Raw genomic sequence first — 17,847 nt, 5'->3', positions numbered from 1 at the left:
TTATCTTTGACAGTCATTGTCTTGATCGCGCGATCACGGCTTCTGCCGCAATCGCGATTTGCCCGAACCAGCGCTCGTCAAGCTGCCAGTCGAGAAGTTGGGCAGCGGCCAGAAGCGCGCCGCCAATGGGGGGAAGCACGGGCGAGACCGCCCGCCGGCCGATCCGTCGTTCGACGGCCTCGAGCAGCAGGCGGCTGGAAAAGGTCCCGCCCGCATAAGTCCAGTCGGTGCTGGTTTCACAATGGCCCGATATTGCCCAATGGTGCTTGGCAAGCTCTTCGGCCGCTCTTTCGATCAGACCGATTGCTGCTTCGTCGCCGTTGCTCGCTACCTGGTCGACAAGGACGGAGAGCGCCGCAATACCCGCGCGCGGCCTTGCGAGCCCGCTGATCCAGCCGCCGAGGGCGTTGATCGGATCTGATATGTCGAGCTCGAGATGCTCATAAACGACCGTTGCCAGCGCGGTCGGCCTGGTGCGCCCATCAAGACTCTGGCTGATAAGGTGCAATGCTTCGCGGCCGATCCAGTAGCTGCTGCCTTCGTCGCCGATCACATCGCCCCAACCGCCGACGCGTGCGGAAGCACCTGTGCCGTTGCGTGCCCAGGACATGGAACCGGTTCCCGACAGGACAAGTATGCCCGGGCGCCCGGCAAAGGCGCCGAGATGGGCGGCGTCGACATCGTTGAGGACCGTTCTGCGAATATCCGGGAAGGCTTCGTCGATACATCGCTTCTGGAAAGAGGAAAGGTGCGCAACTTCACCGTACGCAGGCAAGGCAGCGCCGACAGCGGCCAATCCCGGGTCACTGCGGAAGGGCTCGATATGCCGCTCCAGTTCCTGTCGCCAGTCCGGATTATCCATGGGATTGACGCCGCCACCAAGCGCGGTGCGCAGAATCCTGCCGTCTTTGTCGGCCAGAGTAACGAGCACCTTGCTGCCGCCGCCGTCGATGCCAAGGATCAGCTCGTGGCTCATTCTTTTGCTCCGAGCTCGGCATAGGTTGCATCGACACCGAAATTGGCGAGTTCGGCGCGCCATTGGGGCGCCAGGCCCTTGTCGGTGATGAGTTTTGCCGCATTCAGCGGCGCGACCTTGTAAGTCGCCATCGTCCCGAATTTCGAGGAATCGGCGAGAACATAACCATTGGCAGAGCGGGCGAGCATGCGCCGGTTCAGACTGGCTTCCGCGCTGTCGACACTATAGATCGCCCCATCCGGGCTAATGGCGCTTGCACCCAGAAAGAGCTGATCGAACCAGATCGTTTCCAGCATTGCCTCGGCCTGCGGGCCGACGAGAGAGGCATTTTCACTGCGCAGATGGCCGCCGAGAAGCACGACTTCGAGATGCGGAATGTTCAGGAATTCCTGAGCGACGATCAGGCCGTTGGTAAAGATGCGCAGCGGCATCGGATTGATACGGATCAGCCGGGCAAGCTGAAGAACCGTCGTTCCGGCATCGAGGAAGATCGCCGTGCGCGGCAGAAGCTTTTCATAGGCCGCGTTCGCGATCGCGCGCTTGGCCGAAAGATGGCGCTTTTCACGCTCCTGGAAGGCCAGTTCGACCGAGGACCCTTCGGCGATGCGGGCTCCGCCGTGCACCCTGTCGATCGCGCCGTCCTGCTCAAGAACCTGCAGGTCGCGCCGGACTGTTGCGAGCGAAGCGCCGACCGCATCGGCCAGATCCTGAATGGTCGAAAAGCCGTTCGCATAGAGATGGCTGCGGATGGCATCGAGCCGGTCAGTTTTCACGCCGCCAGTCTGATTCACGGATCGCCCCCTGCTGTTTATCGTTTATTTGCGTCAACGTTCCCACTCAATACGATCAATGTCAATCAAGATTCTGATCGTTTGTGATCTTTTTGCGGACCGCGACGGGGATTTAAAAGACAAACAAAAGCACGCCCTCCCGAGGGATGGCGTGCTTCTTGACGACTAGCATTCTGGTGGTCGCGGCTCTGACGGCCTCAGTGGTATTTCGGCAGCAGATCGCCGTGTGCTTCGATCAGGTCGTCAACCAGGCCCCAGATCTCATCCGGCGACAGTTCTGCCGATGTATGCGGATCAAGCAGCGCGGCCTGATAGATGCGATCGCGCTTCCCTGTCAGCGCCGCTTCCACGGTCAGTTCCTGAACCGAGACACTGAGCTTCATGACCGCGGCAAGCTGCGAGGGAATTCTGCCGATGCGGGTCGGCTGGATACCGTTCCGGTCCACATGGCAGGGCACTTCCACGATACATTCGGGCGGCAGGTTCTCGATCAGGCCATTGTTGGGAACGTTGCCGTAGATCAGTGCGGGGTTACCTGTGACGGCAGCGTTGATGATGCCTGCGGCATATTCATTGCTGCGGCAGACCTCGATCGGCTTGTCGCCTTCGAGATCGCGGCGCAGCGCATGCCATTCGGAAATCTGCCGCTCACAGCGGCTTATATATTCGTCGAGCGGGATGTTGAGCTTGTCGATGAGTTCGGGACGGCGATCCTTGATGTACCACGACGTATATTCGGAGAAATGTTCGCTGGATTCCGTCACGAAATGGCCGAGCCGCTTCAGCACATCGAAGCGTACCCGGTCGTCGTCCGGCACGCGTCCATCGCCGGCGAGAGCGTTCAGGCGGGGATAGAGATCTTCGCGCCGGCCATCGGCATGCAGCTTCTCGTATTTCAGGAAGAAGGCGACGTGGTTGATGCCAGCCGAGATATAGTTGATGTCTGCAATGTCTTCGCGAAGGCAGGCGGCGAGATGAGCGGCGGTATATTGCACGCTATGGCAAAGGCCGACCGTACGGATACTGGGTGCCAGCTCCTTGATCGCCCAGCAATTGATCGCCATCGGGTTCACATATTGCATCAGCAGCGCGTCGGGGCAGACCTCTTCCATGTCGCGGCAGATCGCCTCCAGCACAGGAATGGTGCGAAGTCCGCGGAAGATCCCGCCGATGCCGAGCGTATCGGCAATGGTCTGCCGAAGCCCGTATCGCTTCGGTACGTCGAAATCTGTGACAGTCGCCGGCTTGTAGCCGCCGACCTGCATCATCAGGATGACGAAATCCGATCCGCGCAGTGCCTCTCGACGATCGAGGGTTGCCTCGACTTTGACTTTCGTCAGGTCGAGCGCCTCGCAGATGCGTCGCGCCACGATCTCCGACGTCTTCAGCCGCTCCGGGTCGATATCAAAGAGGCTGATCACATAATCACTGCCCGAGGGTGTGGAGAGCACATCCCCCAGAATGTTCTGCGCAAAAACGGTGCTGCCCGCACCCACGAGGCAAATCTTCGGCATTTCGGTCTCCCGCAAATTAAAACCGTCATACTGGTGCCTCTTCCAAATCAGAATTTCTTCCTGTTATTGGAGGGAGTATTCCCGGATCGAAGCGCAGGAAGGACATGACGGACGATCATTTCAGCAGGAGCGGCGAGTGGGCGGGATCGCCGCGGAGTTTCCTGATCGAGCGCCACACGGCCGATGCCATGAGTGCAGCGCATTGGCACGACCATGTCGAGATCAACCTGCTTCTCGATGGCGCCATGACTTATCTCTTCAATGGCCGGCAGGAGAGGGTGGAGGCCGGGCGTCTTGTCCTCTTCTGGGCGGCCATTCCCCATCAGACAATCCTGGTGACGCCGGAAGCGCCGCTCATCTGCGTTTACCTTCCGCTCGTCGATTTTCTCGCGCTCTCCATCGACAAGAAGGCGAGACAGGCAATCATGCAGGGGGCCTTCGTCGTCGAGCCCTGCCGCCGCGAGACAACGCCCGCCACCGTCTCTGCCTGGGTCGAGGAATGGGGCAGGGGCGATCCCGTCCGGCGTCAACTGATCGCCGACGAGGCCAAGCTTAGGGTGCGCAGGCTCATCCTTGATCACGCCGATGATCGAGGCTCGTCCGTTGCAGCCGCTGCGACCCCGGTAAGCCCCGCCATCCGCCATTCAGAGGTGCTGACCGACCTGATCAACCGGCATTTTTCCGAACCGCTCAACCTGGCGGATCTTGGAAGGCGCGCCAATGTGCACCCAACCACTGCCAACCGGGCATTTCGCGATGTGCTTGGCATTTCCGTAATGGAATATCTGACACGCTATCGCCTCGCGCGAGCGATGCAGCGACTGGCCGAGACGGAGGATTCGATCCTGGAGATCGCCCTCGACTGCGGCTTCGGCTCCAGCAGCCGCTTTTACGACATCTTCAAGCAGCGCACCGGCACGACACCGCGACAGTTCCGCCTGTCGCTCGGCAAGCCGTAACGTTTGGCGAGGGGCGACCGATGTTTGGACCAAGTGCAGTCTCAGGCGCGATCCGGCTCTCGAATCTTCTCGCCGGCGCGCTAGAGTCTGCAGACGATCCACGTCGAACGGATTGACGTCTATGACGAGTAACAGCAAAAACCTCGCTGGTTCCCCGGCACCTCTGGTCGTGATCGACGATTTCTGCCGAAAGGTCTTCCTCGCCGCCGGCACGGACCAGGAGACGGCGAATGCAGCTACGCGGGGAATGCTGCATGGTACGCGCTATGGCATCGACAGCCATGGTGTGCGCCTGCTTCCTCATTACGTGAGGGGATTGACCGAAGGACGTCTCAATCCACGCCCGCATCTCGCGTTGGCAAACGCCTTTGGCGCCGTCGCGTCGCTCGATGCAGATAATGGCCATGGCGCGCTTGCCACCTATACGGCTATGGAACATGCCACGCGTCTTGCTGGGGAATTCGGAATCGGCGCCGTCGCCATCCGCAATTCTTCGCATTTTGGTCCGGCGGGTGCTTATGCGGTCGATGCTGCCGATCGCGGTTTTATCGGTTTTGCTTTCTGCAATTCCGACAGCTTCGTGCGCCTGCATGATGGCGCCATGCGCTTCCACGGCACCAATCCGATCGCCTGCGCCGTGCCGGTCAGGAACAGTAACCCGTGGCTCTTCGACATGGCGACCAGTGCCGTGCCCTATAACCGCGTACAGCTCTATCGCAGCCTCAGCCGCCAACTGCCCGAAGGGGTTGCCTCCGATAAACGGGGTTATGACACGACCGATCCCGATGTCGCCGACATGCTGGCGCCGCTCGGCGGCGAATTCGGCTTCAAAGGCGCAGGGCTCGCCGGCATTCCCGAGATCCTGAGCGCCGTGCTCACTGGCATGAAACTGAGCTTCGATATCGCGCCGATGCCCGGACCGGATTTTTCGAAGCCGCGCGGTCTCGGTGCTTTCGTCATCGCACTGAACCCTGCCGCTTTCCTTGATATCGATATCTTCGATGCTGCCATGAAACGCTATCTCGACACCTTGAGGGCATCGCCTGCGCGTGAAGGCCGCACGGTACTGGCGCCCGGCGATCGGGAATGGGCAGTCGCTGCCGAGCGGGAAAAACATGGCGTTACGCTGGATCCGGCTACGGTCGAGGCCTTCAGAACACTTGCCTCCACCTATCAATTGGTCAGCCCGGTGTGAGTGCATGCGTCGGATTGACGCACAACTTCCTCGGTGATAGCTTGAGGTCAATTGGTCAGGCCAGTTGACCAGTTGTGCGCTTGAGGAGAAGCGCGCCGGGGAGGCCACAATGTTTTCGGCAGTTGAATCACGCCGCCTCTACAGGCAGGTGGCAGACCAGATTCGTCTGATGATCATCCGGGGCGAACTCGCAGTCGGCCAAAGGCTGCCGGCTGAGCGCGACCTTGCTGAGCAACTTTCCGTTTCGCGCCCCACGCTTCGCGAGGCGCTCATCGTGCTGGAAGTCGAGGGTTACATCAATATCCGCATGGGCTCCGGCATCTATGTCACCCGGAAGCATGTGGCCGAAGCGTCTGGCCGAGACCGTGAATCGGTCGAGGGTCCCTTTGAATTACTGCAGGCTCGCGCGATCATCGAGTGCGCGATCTCAGAGGAAGCGGCAAGGAACGCTGGTCCACAAGACATTGCCGTTCTCGACGAGGCGCTGAGAGCGATGAGCGGCGCGGTGGAGGATGCGCGCGCCGTGCTTGTCGCCGACCGCGCCTTTCATACCGGCATTGCGGCAATCGTCGGCAACGCAACCTTGCTCCGCGTCACCGGCGAATTGTTCGACATGCGCATGACGCCGTATTTCGAGAAGCTTGCCAGCCATTTCGAAGGGCCGGTGTCATGGCGCACCGCGCTGGAAGAGCACCGGGCTATCCGCGACGCGATCGCCGCCGGCGACAGCGCAGGAGCGAAGGCCGCCATGCGCACGCATCTCACGAATTCGCAGAAGAGGTTTTCCGAGAGCTTCGGGGAGGAGTTTTCGAGCGAGGAGGGGCGCGGCCATGCGGCCGGGCCGAACAAGGGAAACGCAGGCATTTAACAAGATCTCAGGAGGAGAGACCGATGAAGCTGAAACTGACGACGATACTCTGCACCGCCGCCGCAATCATGGCGACGACGGCAATCGCACATGCGCAGACCGTGCTGAAATGGGCGCATGTCTATGAGACCTCGGAACCGTTCCATACGGATTCCGTCTGGGCCGCGGAAGAGATCAACAAGCGCACCAATGGCCGTTACAAGATCGAGGTCTATCCGGCTTCGCAGCTCGGCAAGGAAGCCGATATCAACCAGGGGCTCAAGCTCGGCACGGTCGATATCATCATTTCCGGGTCAAGCTTTGCCGCCCGTGACTACAAGCCGATCGGCGTGACCTATTTCCCTTATATTTTCCGCAACCCGGAACACCTGATTGCCTATACAAAGAGTGACGTCTTCAAGCGGCTCGCCAAGGGGTACGAGGACAAGACCGGCAACCATATCACCGCCGTCAGTTACTACGGCACGCGCCACACGACATCCAACAAACCGATTGCCAAATGCGCCGATATGCAGGGCCTGAAGATCCGTGTGCCTGACGTTCCCGCCTATCTCGCGATGCCGCGGGCCTGCGGCGCGAACACCACGCCAATCGCCTTTGCGGAAGTCTATCTGGCACTCCAGAACGGCACGGTCGAAGCCCAGGAAAATCCGCTGACGACGATCGAGGCCAAGAAATTCTACGAAGTCCAGAAGAACATCGTCCTGACCGGTCACATCGTCGATCACCTGAATACGGTGATCTCGAAGACGCTGTGGTCGAGCCTTTCCGATGAAGACAAGAAGATCTTCGGCGACGTCATGCAGGAAGCTGCCGAGCGCACGACCAAGACCATCGAAGGCAAGGAAGACGGCCTGATCACTACCTTCAAGGAAAAGGGTCTGAGCGTCACCGAGGTCGACAAGGCCGACTTCGAGAAGACAGTTGCGGAAAAGGTCAAGTTTGAGGACTTCGGCTACGATAAATCCGATTGGGAGGCGATCCGCGCGATCCAGTAAGAGCCCGAGGGCGCGCGGCAGCGCTGCGCGTCCTTCTTCTCCAAACCGGAATAAGGCCGATCATGTCTCAAGAAGTCCACACGCAAATTACCGCCGAGGAGATCGGCCAAGAGTTCGAAGGGCATGCGCCCACTGCCAACATCTCGGATTACGCCATCGAAGACTGGATCACGTTGATCGTCTTCTGGCTGATGGCCGGCTGCGTTTTCTTGCAGTTCTTCACCCGCTACGTGCTGAACAACAGCTATGCCTGGACCGAGGAAATCGCCGTCAATTGCCTGATCGGCGTCGTCTTCTTGGGCGCCGTCATGTGCGTGCGCACCTCGCGCCACATCCAGGTGGATGTCTTCTACCACTACATGCCGGCAGGCCTCGCGCGGGTGCTCGCAACGTTCGTCGATATCGTCCGCATCGGTTTCTTCGCCTATGGCTGCTATCTGATGTGGCGCTACGTCCAGATCGTCGCTGACGAGCAGATGGTGACTGTCGATTTGCCGCGCAACATCGTCTTCTACAGCGTGCTTGCAGCCTTCGTCCTGATGCTGATCCGGGCGGTGATCGTCTTCATCGCCAATTTGCGCCGCGGCTATTCCGTTCTGGAACGCCCCGAAGAATTCCACGCCGTCGAAGGATGACCCGATGCTGCTCCTGCTTGGCTCGTTTCTGCTGCTGATGTTGATCGGGGTGCCCGTCGCTATCTCGATGGCCGTCGCGTCCGTTCTCTATATTGTCCTTTACGGTGTCGCGCCTGACATCATCGTCGCCCAGCGAATGATCGCGGGTGTAGAGAGTTTTCCGCTTCTCGCCGTTCCCTTCTTCATCCTTGCCGGCAACCTGATGAATTCGGCTGGTGTCACCGGCCGCATCTATTCCTTCGCCGTTGCGCTTGTCGGCTGGATGAAGGGCGGTCTCGCGCAGGTCAACATCATCGGATCGGTCATCTTTTCCGGCATGTCGGGCACCGCGCTTGCCGATGCGGCCGGTATTGGCACGATCGAGATCAAGGCCATGAAGGATCATGGCTATCCGGTCGAGGCCGCAGTCGGGGTAACGGCGGCATCGGCCACGCTTGGCCCGATCTTTCCGCCGTCCTTGCCTTTCGTGATCTATGGAATGATGGCGAACGTCTCGATCGGCGCTCTTTTCATGGCCGGCATTCTGCCTGGCATCGTCATGACGCTGCTGATGATGATTACCGTTGCGGCCTTCGCGTATACGAAGCGCTGGGGTTCCGACGCGCCCTTCGACGTAAAACAGCTTGTTTCCGCAGGTTTGGAGATCGTCGTCGTCCTGCTGGTACCGCTCGCGATCTACGTGATGATGCGGTCAGGGGTATCGATGAATGCTGCAGCGGGCATTGCGCTTGTCGTGCTTCTGGCGCTCGACTGGTATTTCCGCTTTTCCGCGGTCATGGCGCTCATGACGCCTGTTATCCTGATCGGCGGCATGACCATGGGGTGGTTCACGCCGACGGAAGCAGCTGTTGCGGCTGTTCTCTGGTCGCTGTTCCTCGGCCTCGTGCGCTATCGCACGATGACGTTCTCGACACTTGCCAAGGCGAGCTTCGACACGATCGAGACGACGGCCTCCGTTCTCTTCATCGTCACTGCCGCTTCGGTCTTCGCATGGCTGCTGACGGTGAGCCAGGCTGCCCAGCTTCTGTCCGATGCAATCCTGTCGATCACCGACAATAAGTGGGTGTTCCTGATCCTCGTGAACCTGCTGATGCTCTTCGTCGGATGTTTCCTGGATACGATCGCCGCGATCACCATTCTCGTGCCGATCCTTCTGCCGATCGTTGCGAAGTTCGGGATCGATCCGGTGCAGTTCGGTCTCATCATGACCTTGAATCTGATGATCGGCCTGCTCCATCCGCCGCTCGGCATGGTACTGTTCGTGCTGTCTCGGGTGGCGAAACTATCCGTGGAGCGTACGACGATGGCGATCCTGCCCTGGCTTGCGCCGCTTTTCATCGCCTTGATCCTGATCACCTTCGTTCCCTCCATATCGCTCTGGCTGCCGCAGCAGCTTGGCCTTCTGAAGTAGGAGAGTGTGATGCAGACACGTCTGGCACGGCTTTATGCAAAGGGCGATCTGCGGATCGAGACCGCTCCGGTTGCCGTCCCCGGTCCGGGCGAGGTGCTTTTGAAAATGGCAGCCGCAGGCATCTGCGGCTCCGACCTGCACTATTATCAGGATGGCGGTTTCGGTCCGGTCCGGGTCCGCGAGCCGATGATACCAGGGCACGAAGCATCAGGAACGGTGGAGCTGGCAGGTGAAGGCGTCAGGCTGAAAACAGGCACGCTGGTTGCGATCAATCCGAGCCAGCCCTGCGGAGCTTGCGAATATTGCAGCATCGGCATGCCGATACACTGCCTCGAGATGCGCTTCATGGGCAGTGCGATGCGCCTGCCGCATGAGCAGGGCATGTTCCGGGAATGGCTGGTGGTGCCGGAAAGGCAATGCGTTGAAGTCGGAGTTGCGACTACGCCTGCAGAAGCGGCTTGCAGTGAACCTCTGTCCGTCTGTCTGCACGCGGCATCGCGTGCGCCTGGCATTGCCGGCAAGAAGGTTCTGGTGACCGGCGCCGGACCGATCGGCTCGCTGATGGTCGCAGTCGCCAGCCATTTCGAGGCAAGCGAAATCGTTGTCACCGACCTCGCCGATGCGGCGCTTGCGCGAGCGAAGGCAATGGGTGCCGGCCGCACGATCAATGTGGCCAGGGATGCAGCGTTACTTACCGAATTCCAGGCTGGAAAGGGTTATTTCGACCTCGTCTTCGAATGCTCCGCGGCTGCTCCCGCAATCCATAGCGCGATTGCCTCCATCCGGCCGCGTGGCACCATCATCCAGGTCGGCGTCTCCGGCGATGTGCCGATACCTCTCAACGCCATTGTCGGTAAGGAGTTGCACATCCATGGGACGCAGCGCTTCCACGAGGAATTCGCTGTTGCCGTCGACCTGATCTCGCGGCGGAAGATCGATGTGCGGCCGATCATCAGCCACAGACTGCCGCTTGATGAGGCCGTAGCGGCCTTTGAAATTGCCGGCGATCGTTCGCTGGCCTGCAAGGTGCAACTGACGTTTCCGTCAGCCTAAACGACGGTCTCGCCGCCATCGACGACGAGGATTTGCCCGGTCATATAGGACGAGCGATCCGAAACCAGGAACAGGATCGGTTCGGCGATCTCTGAAACGTCCGCCCAGCGGCCGAGCGGCACCTTATCGGCAATATAGGATTCGATGGCGCCCCGCCCGCCCATCTGGGCGATGAATGGGTCGTTGAATGGCGTGTCGACCCATCCGGGACAAAGCGCATTCACGCGAATGCCGAATTTTGCATAGTCGCCCGCCATCTGGCGGGTCATGGCGATGACCGCATGTTTGGTCGTCGTGTAGGCGATCATTTCGCGGTCATAGAGCACACCTGATGATGAGGACGTGTTCAGGATCACGCCCTTGCCGGCCTTCTTCATGATCGGCATGACGAAACGCGCCGCCATGAAATGCGCCCGCACATTCAGGCTCCAGGACTTGTCGAAGCCTTCGACGGCGACTTGCTCCAGGTCTCCGGCGACCTGCGCGCCCGCGTGATTGTGCAGAATGTCGATCCGACCGTGACGTGCAGCAGTAGCGGTTATGCCGGCTTCAAGTGCCCTGTCGTCGGTCACATCTCCCACAAGGCTTTCGGCGCTGCCGCCGGCTTCGGTAATCAGCTCGACCGTCTCTTCGGCATTCGCGAAGTTGATATCGGCAACGACGACATGGGCGCCTTCGCGCGCCATGATCTGCGCGCCAGCTCGACCGATGCCCGAGCCTGCGCCCGTAACGATTGCAACGCGATCTCTCAATATCATGGCATTTCCCCGGTCAGTTTGTCGTTGTCTTTTCGCGCATCAGGAAACGCGCGATGAAAATAAGGACGAGCGAGGCGACGAGCACCATCGTCGCGATCGCATTGATTTCAGGCGTCACGCCGCGGCGAATGGAGGCGAAGACATAGATTGGCAGCGTCGTATTTGAGCCGGCCACGAAGAAGGCGATGATGAAATCGTCAAAGGAAAAGGTGAAGGCGAGCAGAAACCCCGCCAGGATCGACGGCATGATCTGAGGCAGTACGATCTGCCGGAATGTTGTGAATGGCGTCGCGTAGAGATCGCTGGAGGCCTCGACGATATCACGTCCGAGGCTGGCGATACGTGCTTTCACGATCATTGTCACCAGCGCCATGGTGAAGAGACCGTGCGCGGCAATGATCGAGCCGTAACCAAGCGCGAGCTTCGGCGGCTGATCGCCCGGCCAGAGGGCGGCGATGATGGGGTTGATGAAGCCGAAGACCTCGACGAGGGCAACTAGCGTCGCGATGCCGATGACGACACCCGGCACGACGATCGCCGCCGCAAAGAGCCCGTCGAAGATGGCGCGCGTCCGGGCGCCGAGCCGCTCCATGCCGATGGCAGCCATCGTGCCGAAGATCGCAGCCAGTGCGGCGCTGGTGACCGCGATGATCAGGCTGTTGCGCAATGCTTCCATCAGGAACGTATTCGACAGCGCCCGGCCATACCATTGCGTCGAGAAGCCGGTGAACTCGCTGGCGTTGCGGCCAGCATTGAAGGAGAAGAGGACGACGAGCGCAATCGGCGTGTAGAGGAACAGATAGACGGAAGTGACTAGCGCGCGCATCAGATGAGATCCACCTGTCGGGTACCGGCAACACGCCACGCAATCCGCATGGCGACAAGCAGCACGATGACAACGACGGCAACCAGTGTGACGGCAATCGCCGATCCGAAAGGCCAGTTGCGCGATTGCAGGAAGAGATCGACAAGCGCGTTGCCGATGAAGAAGACCTTGCCGCCGCCGAGAAGTTGCGGGATCAGATATTCACCGAGAAGCAGGATCGTGACCAGCGCAACGCCGGTCATCACGCCCGGAAGCGATAGCGGCAGGGTGATGCCGAAAAACGTCGAGATCGGCTTGGCACCGAGATCGGCCGAGGCTTCGAGCAAGCGGCGATCCAGTTTTTCCAGGCTGACATAGATCGGCATGATCATCAGCGGCAGGTAGCCGTAGACGATGCCGAGCAGCACGGCGCCGGGCGTATTGATCAGCCTGACATTTTCAATGCCGACGAATTCGAGAAGGTGCGGAATGCCGCGCGCGCCGAGCAGGTACATCCAGGCATAGGTTCGCACCAGCAGGCTGGTCCAGAAGGGCACGACGACAAGCGAGACGAGCAGCAGCCTGCGCTGCGGGCTCGCCTTGACCGCCAGATAATAGGCGACCGGGTAGGCAACGATGAGGCAGGCAGCCGCCCCGATCGGCGCCAGGATCAGCGTGTTGATGAAGGCCGCCGAGCGCGCGCCGAGATTGGCGAACTGTTCGAAGGTGAAAGCCGCCTGATAGCCGCCTTCCGGCGCTCGTTCGCCGAAGGCAAAGACGATGATGGCGATGAAGGGCAGCACCAGGAAGACGAACAGCCAGACACTGGCCGGGCCGACGAGGGCCGCGGTGATCAGGCGCCGTTTGGTGGCGTGGGGCAGAGGCATGGCTTGGTCTTCATCCACCGGATCACGAAGCTGAACCGGCTTCCCTGCTGCAGAGCGGGAGAAGCCGGGATGCGGGAAAGACTTACGCCGACTTGAAGCGCGCCATCAGTTCGGCGCGGCCCGGATCGGTGAGTGTCACGGCGGCGCCGAATTCCAGCGGTGTCAGGGCTGCTTCGTCCGGATAGACGATCTTGTTCGACGTGACCTCCTTGGGCAGCAGCGCGATCACGCGGCTGTCGGTCGTCGGTGCGCCGTTGGCGATGTGCTCCTTCACCGCATTCTGTGGGTCCATCAGGTAGTTGAGCAACGCGTAACCTGCGGCCTTGTTGGGCGCATCCTTCGGGATCGCATAATAATCGGTCCAGATTTCACCGCCGTCGGTCCCAAGGACATAGGCAAGCTCCGGCATGTCGCGGTTGAGCTGCGCCCCGTCATTGGTCCAGCACATGGTTAGCCATGCATCGGTCGAGCGCATGGATGGCTGATAGTCGGAATTGATGGCGAAGAGATGCGGCTTCACCTTGATCAGCAGCTCTTCTGCCTTGGCAAGTTCGTCAGCCTTGATCGAATTGAAGTCGTAGCCGAGCGAGACAAGCGCGCTGCCGATCGTCGTCAGCTGATAGTCATGCACCATGGCGCGGCCATCGGCTTCGGTCTGGGCGATCTCGAAGAAGTCCTTCCAGCTGGAAAGCTTGGTCTTGATCTTGGACGTATTGACGGAGAAACCGGTCGTGCCCCAGTTCTTCGGCACGGCATAGGTCTTGCCGTCGATCTGGCCTTCCTTGGTGAAGCGCGGGCTTTCGGTTGCCTGGCTGAAATTCGGGATCTTCGAGAGATCGAGTTCGTCGATCAGGCCGAGTTTGTGATGGGTCGAAATCGTATAGTTGGTCGGCACGAAGAGCGACCAGCCGGAAGCGCCGGCCTGCAGCTTGGCGAGCATTTCCTCGTTCGAGCCGAAGACGTTGACTTCGACAGCGACGCCGGTAGCTGCCTTGAAGTTTTCGAATGTTGCCGGGTCGTGATAGTTCGGCCATGTGGCGATCGACATCTGCGTGCCCAGATCTTCGGCCGCATAGGCCGGCGTCGACAGCGCGCCCGGGAAGCGCGACAGCACGGCGGTCGCAAGACCGAGGCCGGTAATGCCCAGGAAGTGGCGGCGGCTGACGGAACCGCGCTTCAGGCGCATGAACTCGTCCATGAAGCCTTCGGCGGAGATGGGCAGATTGTCCTTATAATCCTTGCTCATGATGCTGTTCCCTTGTTTTGGTTTATGCATTCGATGCTGGAAAGACATGGATGGCGGCGGGGTCGAAACCGAGGAAAACCTCCTCGCCCGGCTCCACGAGATCGCTCTCGTTCATGCTGCGGCGGTCGGCTGTGATCAGGAAATCGCCGAGCCCCGGTACGCTGACGGCATATTCCGCAGATGAGCCGAGGAAGATGCGATGCGTCACGGTTCCCTTGAACGACGTGCCTAAGGGCGCAGCCTTGCGCGTCAGATGGATTGCCTCGGGGCGCAAAGCAGCGATGACTTCGCCCGACGCGAGCTGCTTGCCGGAGACGATCGCTGAGCCATCCGCCAGCCTGAGCGTCGTACCATCGGCTTCCATTGCCGCGGCGATACGGTTCGTCTTGCCGACGAAATCGGCGACGAAAAGATCTGCCGGGCGGTCATAGACTTCCTGCGGGCTGCCGAGTTGACGGATACGGCCGGCACTCATGACACAGACGACATCGGCCATCGAAAGCGCCTCTTCCTGGTCGTGGGTGACGAGGACGAAGGTGATGCCGAGTTCACGCTGCAGGGTCTGCAGCTCGATCTGCATGGCCGAGCGCAGCTTCTTGTCGAGTGCCGCTAAAGGTTCGTCGAGCAGCAATACGGAAGGGCGGTTGACGATGGCTCGGGCAAGCGCCACACGCTGCTGTTGCCCACCCGACATTTCATGGATGCGCCGCTTGGCAAAGCCGCCGAGCCGGACCATTTCGAGCGCCTCGGCGACGCGCCGGTCGATCTCCTTCGCCGCGATTTTCGGGCGCATCTGCTTGAGGCCATAGGCGACGTTCTGCTCGACGTTGAAGTGGGGGAACAGCGCGTAGTGCTGGAAGACCATGTTGACCGGGCGGCGATAGGCCGGAACTCCGTTCATCTCGCGCCCGTCGATCAACACGGTGCCTTCGCTCGGCTGTTCGAAGCCGCCGATCATGCGCAGGCAGGTCGTCTTGCCGCAGCCGGACGGCCCGAGCAACGCCAGAAAGGCACCCTTCGGCACAGTAAGATTAATGTCCGTCACAGCGGTCACGGCGCCATAGTTCTTTGTGACCGAACGGAATTCGATATCGTTCGTCGAAGCGGATGCCACGTCTGTTCCCTGCGGTTGGTTTGGAATGGCAGTCTATCGCTGCCTTATTGCCACCGTCGTTAAGGAAAGAGTAAGCCTGAGCTTCCTCCACGGTATATACCCCGAGAGAGGTATTTAGGCGCACATTGTTTCGTGGAAGGTGTATATCCGCCTTCGGTGAATTTTGCGGAACAGCGGGGAGGAAGGGCTAGTGAGTATCGACCTGGAGACGCTGTTTACGGCTTTCAATGCGACGGTCGGCAAGCCAGCCATGACCGATGCCGCTTTTGGCGATACTTTCCGACAGATGATGACAGCACTCGTGCGCTTCGACTATGTCGTCGTCTTCGCCTATCGGGCAAAAGAGCGGCCGATCGATCTCTACAGCACCTTCGATCGCGACGAGCACATCGTCTTCGTCACGCTCTATCAGGCAGGTCCTTATCTGCTCGACCCCTTCTATCATACTGCTCGCGAACGGCGTGAAGGTGTCTTCAGGATGCGCGAACTCGCCCCGGACAGGTTCTTCTCCAGCGAATATTACCGCACCTATTACGTCCAGACCGGACTTGCCGAGGAAATCGGCTTCTTCGTGCCTGTTGATGGCGATATTACCGTCGTGCTTTCGCTGATGCGGCGGGAACAGACCGGTGCTTTTCCACCGGCCGAGTTCACAACGCTGAGAAGGGCTGAGCCGCTCGTGGCCAGCATGGTGAAACACTATTGGTCCGGGCTCGCACCGCGCTTCGACGCCCAGCTCGCAGCAAGGGGCAAAAGCCGCCGCAAAAGCGAAATCCTCCCGCGCGCCGACACCGTCTGGCACGATCTCAACCTCACGAGCCGCGAAACGGCGATCGTTGAACTGGTGCTGCAGGGCCATTCGTCGGAATCGATCGGCCTGAAACTCAACATCTCGACGGGAACGGTGAAGGTCCACCGCCGCAATGTCTATCGCAAGCTTGGCATCTCCTCGCAGACGCAGCTGCTCTCGCTTTACCTGAAGAATCTGAGCTGACTGGTGGCTGCACGCCCGGGGCTGTCGTTAAGGGCGCGCCTCTGCCTCACGCAGCGAAATCAGCCGTCGTGCCGTCTCGTCCCAGAGGACGAGTTTCACGCAGCTGAGGCTGTCCCGAATGTTGATGCGCCCAAGCTTCGCCAGCTCCGGATAGTCACGCAACACTTCCGGCAACCGGTAAAACGGCACTCGGCTCGACAGGTGGTGGACATGGTGCATGCCGATATTGGCGGTGATCCATCGCAGCGGGCGCGGCAGGTCATAATGCGAGGCGCCATGCATGGCGGAATAGGGGAACGTCCATTCCGGAGGCTTCGACCAGTGGGTATCTTCGAATTGGTGCTGAACATAGAACAGCCAGACACCCGCCGATCCCGCAAGCAGAACGATTGGCAGATGGACCAGCAGAAAGGGAACGATCCCGACCGCCCAGATCAGAAGAGCGACCAGTGCAGCGACGCCGGCATTCGTCGCCATCGTCGAAATCCAGGGCAGGGCGCCGGAACGCATCATGCCGATCGGCAGTCGCTGCTTGAAAATAAAAAGATAGGCCGGGCCAATACCGAACATGACCAGCGGATGCCTGTATAGGCGATAGGCAAGTTTTCCTCGACCCGTCAGGGCGCGATATTCTTCGACCGTCAGCGTGGTGATATCACCGACACCCCTCTCATCCAGATTGCCGGCTGAGGCATGGTGTTCTGCGTGTGCACGGCGCCAATAATCGTAGGGTGTGAGTGTGAGGATGCCGATCACGCGTCCCGTCCAGTCATCCCACTGACGCCGTCCGAAGAACGAGCCGTGCCCGCAATCATGTTGCAGCATGAAGAGCCGCAACAGGAAGCCGGCGGCAGGGACGACGAGGATTAAGCCGAGCCAATAGCCGAAATGGATCGCAACCGATGCTGCCGCCCAAAGAAGGATAAAGGGAATCAGCGTCACGGCCAGTTCGTACAGGCTTCGGCCTGTATTGGGTTTTCGGTAATTCGAGAGAATCTTGAGCCAGGCTTTTTCGGCACCGGCGTCTTGGCCAGCCGTCATCGTTGCGTTCATAGTCGGTCGGCGTCTTTCTGTTGGGCAGCGCTGCGGAAGAAGTGTTCGGCATGCTGGTAGTCATTTTCTGCGCCGATCCGGTCGCCGGCCAAAGACTTCAGCTCGGCGAACTGAAGGTATTGCTTGTATCGATCCAGCAGGCGCTGCCTCGATTGTGTAGCACTTCTATTACGGTGGGCGAAATGGTGATTATTCATGATAGATCCGAACCGCGAGGATTCGCTCCTGTTGTCTGAAAATGATTGCTTGCGCGCTTTGCTCGGCGATGGTCCGCTGTCGCAGCTTGCAACTGATGCCTTGTCCTAGGAGACTGCGACAGGGTGCGTTAGCGATCGGCGAGACGGTGTTTCCGTCGGCAGATGCTGTCGTTCTGATCTGGTCAGTGTGAGATCCACGCGCAGAAGCAATACTCCACTGCGGCTGCTGCAAATCGCTGATGGGAAGGTCGCAAGCGCGTCGGCAATCGGGCAACGGAGCCTGCATCATCGAGGATCCAATATCCTCGGATGTTTGGGGTATTACTGCAGCATTGTGGCTGCATCACGTCGGGGATGTCTCCAAGCTATCCGGATCGAAAGAATTATATCGCT

18 protein-coding genes are annotated in these 17,847 nt (G+C 59.9%); 8 read left to right on the top strand and 10 right to left on the bottom strand.

Annotation, left to right across the window (positions count from 1 at the left end; genetic code table 11):
* Nucleotides 1-13: 13 nt before the first annotated feature.
* The 3 genes from FHX06_RS18240 to FHX06_RS18230 all read right to left on the bottom strand — a co-directional run bounded on the left by FHX06_RS18240 (nucleotide 14) and on the right by FHX06_RS18230 (nucleotide 3,281).
* Nucleotides 14-976: an N-acetylglucosamine kinase gene (locus FHX06_RS18240; RefSeq protein ID WP_183880341.1), complete on the bottom strand. Its 963-nt coding sequence runs from the start codon at nucleotides 974-976 to the stop codon at nucleotides 14-16.
* Nucleotides 973-1,767, bottom strand: coding sequence for a DeoR/GlpR family DNA-binding transcription regulator (locus FHX06_RS18235; protein ID WP_112542294.1), 795 nt, complete (start codon nucleotides 1,765-1,767; stop codon nucleotides 973-975). The genes FHX06_RS18240 and FHX06_RS18235 overlap by 4 nt, the downstream gene beginning before the upstream one ends.
* Before the next feature lie 197 nt (nucleotides 1,768-1,964).
* Nucleotides 1,965-3,281 carry an alpha-glucosidase/alpha-galactosidase gene (locus FHX06_RS18230; RefSeq protein WP_113212990.1) on the bottom strand — a complete coding sequence of 439 codons (1,317 nt, stop codon included), beginning with the start codon at nucleotides 3,279-3,281 and terminating at the stop codon, nucleotides 1,965-1,967.
* Between the two features lie 104 nt (nucleotides 3,282-3,385).
* Here FHX06_RS18230 and FHX06_RS18225 point away from each other — a divergent pair, with 104 nt between their 5' ends.
* The 7 genes from FHX06_RS18225 to FHX06_RS18195 all read left to right on the top strand — a co-directional run bounded on the left by FHX06_RS18225 (nucleotide 3,386) and on the right by FHX06_RS18195 (nucleotide 10,400).
* Nucleotides 3,386-4,240, top strand: a complete 855-nt coding sequence (locus FHX06_RS18225; RefSeq protein ID WP_183880339.1) for a helix-turn-helix domain-containing protein — start codon at nucleotides 3,386-3,388, stop codon at nucleotides 4,238-4,240.
* Nucleotides 4,241-4,361: 121 nt separating this feature from the next.
* The gene (locus FHX06_RS18220; protein WP_183880337.1) at nucleotides 4,362-5,435 is read left to right on the top strand and encodes an Ldh family oxidoreductase; all 1,074 of its coding nucleotides are present in this window, start codon (nucleotides 4,362-4,364) and stop codon (nucleotides 5,433-5,435) included.
* 109 nt (nucleotides 5,436-5,544) lie between these two features.
* Nucleotides 5,545-6,303, top strand: coding sequence for a FadR/GntR family transcriptional regulator (locus tag FHX06_RS18215; RefSeq protein ID WP_183880335.1), 759 nt, complete (start codon nucleotides 5,545-5,547; stop codon nucleotides 6,301-6,303).
* Nucleotides 6,304-6,326: 23 nt separating this feature from the next.
* A complete protein-coding gene (locus tag FHX06_RS18210; RefSeq protein WP_183880333.1) occupies nucleotides 6,327-7,301 on the top strand; it encodes a sialic acid TRAP transporter substrate-binding protein SiaP in 975 nt (324 codons plus the stop codon).
* Nucleotides 7,302-7,363: 62 nt separating this feature from the next.
* A complete protein-coding gene (locus FHX06_RS18205) occupies nucleotides 7,364-7,936 on the top strand; it encodes a TRAP transporter small permease (RefSeq protein WP_113014804.1) in 573 nt (190 codons plus the stop codon).
* 4 nt (nucleotides 7,937-7,940) lie between these two features.
* Entirely contained in the window at nucleotides 7,941-9,347 is a 1,407-nt protein-coding gene (locus FHX06_RS18200) for a TRAP transporter large permease (protein WP_112542288.1), read from the top strand.
* A gap of 9 nt (nucleotides 9,348-9,356) precedes the next feature.
* On the top strand, nucleotides 9,357-10,400 hold the full coding sequence (locus tag FHX06_RS18195; RefSeq protein WP_183880331.1) for an L-idonate 5-dehydrogenase: 1,044 nt from the start codon (nucleotides 9,357-9,359) through the stop codon (nucleotides 10,398-10,400).
* Here FHX06_RS18195 and FHX06_RS18190 read toward each other — a convergent pair.
* The 5 genes from FHX06_RS18190 to FHX06_RS18170 form a co-directional block, all read right to left on the bottom strand.
* A complete protein-coding gene (locus FHX06_RS18190) occupies nucleotides 10,397-11,158 on the bottom strand; it encodes an SDR family NAD(P)-dependent oxidoreductase (RefSeq protein ID WP_183880329.1) in 762 nt (253 codons plus the stop codon). The genes FHX06_RS18195 and FHX06_RS18190 overlap by 4 nt on opposite strands.
* A gap of 13 nt (nucleotides 11,159-11,171) precedes the next feature.
* Nucleotides 11,172-11,984 carry an ABC transporter permease gene (locus tag FHX06_RS18185; RefSeq protein WP_112542285.1) on the bottom strand — a complete coding sequence of 271 codons (813 nt, stop codon included), beginning with the start codon at nucleotides 11,982-11,984 and terminating at the stop codon, nucleotides 11,172-11,174.
* Nucleotides 11,984-12,850, bottom strand: coding sequence for an ABC transporter permease (locus tag FHX06_RS18180; protein ID WP_113146026.1), 867 nt, complete (start codon nucleotides 12,848-12,850; stop codon nucleotides 11,984-11,986). Before FHX06_RS18180 ends, FHX06_RS18185 begins: the two co-directional genes overlap by 1 nt.
* 82 nt (nucleotides 12,851-12,932) lie before the next feature.
* Nucleotides 12,933-14,096, bottom strand: a complete 1,164-nt coding sequence (locus tag FHX06_RS18175; protein ID WP_112542283.1) for a spermidine/putrescine ABC transporter substrate-binding protein — start codon at nucleotides 14,094-14,096, stop codon at nucleotides 12,933-12,935.
* A gap of 22 nt (nucleotides 14,097-14,118) precedes the next feature.
* Complete coding sequence (locus tag FHX06_RS18170) at nucleotides 14,119-15,210, bottom strand: ABC transporter ATP-binding protein (RefSeq protein WP_183880327.1); 1,092 nt, start codon at nucleotides 15,208-15,210, stop codon at nucleotides 14,119-14,121.
* Nucleotides 15,211-15,400: 190 nt separating this feature from the next.
* Between FHX06_RS18170 and FHX06_RS18165 the strand changes: the two genes are divergently transcribed.
* The gene (locus FHX06_RS18165) at nucleotides 15,401-16,204 is read left to right on the top strand and encodes a helix-turn-helix transcriptional regulator (protein WP_113207436.1); all 804 of its coding nucleotides are present in this window, start codon (nucleotides 15,401-15,403) and stop codon (nucleotides 16,202-16,204) included.
* Between the two features lie 27 nt (nucleotides 16,205-16,231).
* Here FHX06_RS18165 and FHX06_RS18160 read toward each other — a convergent pair whose 3' ends face one another.
* Both FHX06_RS18160 and FHX06_RS18155 read right to left on the bottom strand, forming a co-directional pair.
* Entirely contained in the window at nucleotides 16,232-17,257 is a 1,026-nt protein-coding gene (locus FHX06_RS18160; RefSeq protein WP_183880325.1) for a fatty acid desaturase, read from the bottom strand.
* Nucleotides 17,254-17,454: a DUF4167 domain-containing protein gene (locus FHX06_RS18155; RefSeq protein WP_183880323.1), complete on the bottom strand. Its 201-nt coding sequence runs from the start codon at nucleotides 17,452-17,454 to the stop codon at nucleotides 17,254-17,256. Before FHX06_RS18155 ends, FHX06_RS18160 begins: the two co-directional genes overlap by 4 nt.
* Between the last annotated feature and the right edge of the window lie 393 nt (nucleotides 17,455-17,847).

Source organism: Rhizobium sp. BK512, from assembly GCF_014194915.1.
Taxonomy (GTDB): Bacteria; Pseudomonadota; Alphaproteobacteria; order Rhizobiales; family Rhizobiaceae; genus Rhizobium.
The sequence above is the reverse complement of the archived record's forward strand: the minus strand, read 5'-3'. Positions and strand labels throughout refer to the sequence as shown.

Excerpts from the sequence above, each read along its gene's own strand:
- FHX06_RS18175 (WP_112542283.1), bottom strand. The coding sequence starts at position 14,096 with ATGAGCAAGGATTATAAGGACAATCTGCCCATCTCCGCCGAAGGCTTC.
- FHX06_RS18215 (WP_183880335.1), top strand. The coding sequence starts at position 5,545 with ATGTTTTCGGCAGTTGAATCACGCCGCCTCTACAGGCAGGTGGCAGAC.
- FHX06_RS18160 (WP_183880325.1), bottom strand. The coding sequence starts at position 17,257 with ATGAACGCAACGATGACGGCTGGCCAAGACGCCGGTGCCGAAAAAGCC.
- FHX06_RS18230 (WP_113212990.1), bottom strand. The coding sequence starts at position 3,281 with ATGCCGAAGATTTGCCTCGTGGGTGCGGGCAGCACCGTTTTTGCGCAG.
- FHX06_RS18205 (WP_113014804.1), top strand. The coding sequence starts at position 7,364 with ATGTCTCAAGAAGTCCACACGCAAATTACCGCCGAGGAGATCGGCCAA.
- FHX06_RS18155 (WP_183880323.1), bottom strand. The coding sequence starts at position 17,454 with ATGAATAATCACCATTTCGCCCACCGTAATAGAAGTGCTACACAATCG.
- FHX06_RS18195 (WP_183880331.1), top strand. The coding sequence starts at position 9,357 with ATGCAGACACGTCTGGCACGGCTTTATGCAAAGGGCGATCTGCGGATC.
- FHX06_RS18180 (WP_113146026.1), bottom strand. The coding sequence starts at position 12,850 with ATGCCTCTGCCCCACGCCACCAAACGGCGCCTGATCACCGCGGCCCTC.
- FHX06_RS18240 (WP_183880341.1), bottom strand. The coding sequence starts at position 976 with ATGAGCCACGAGCTGATCCTTGGCATCGACGGCGGCGGCAGCAAGGTG.
- FHX06_RS18190 (WP_183880329.1), bottom strand. The coding sequence starts at position 11,158 with ATGATATTGAGAGATCGCGTTGCAATCGTTACGGGCGCAGGCTCGGGC.
- FHX06_RS18185 (WP_112542285.1), bottom strand. The coding sequence starts at position 11,984 with ATGCGCGCGCTAGTCACTTCCGTCTATCTGTTCCTCTACACGCCGATT.
- FHX06_RS18200 (WP_112542288.1), top strand. The coding sequence starts at position 7,941 with ATGCTGCTCCTGCTTGGCTCGTTTCTGCTGCTGATGTTGATCGGGGTG.
- FHX06_RS18220 (WP_183880337.1), top strand. The coding sequence starts at position 4,362 with ATGACGAGTAACAGCAAAAACCTCGCTGGTTCCCCGGCACCTCTGGTC.
- FHX06_RS18210 (WP_183880333.1), top strand. The coding sequence starts at position 6,327 with ATGAAGCTGAAACTGACGACGATACTCTGCACCGCCGCCGCAATCATG.
- FHX06_RS18225 (WP_183880339.1), top strand. The coding sequence starts at position 3,386 with ATGACGGACGATCATTTCAGCAGGAGCGGCGAGTGGGCGGGATCGCCG.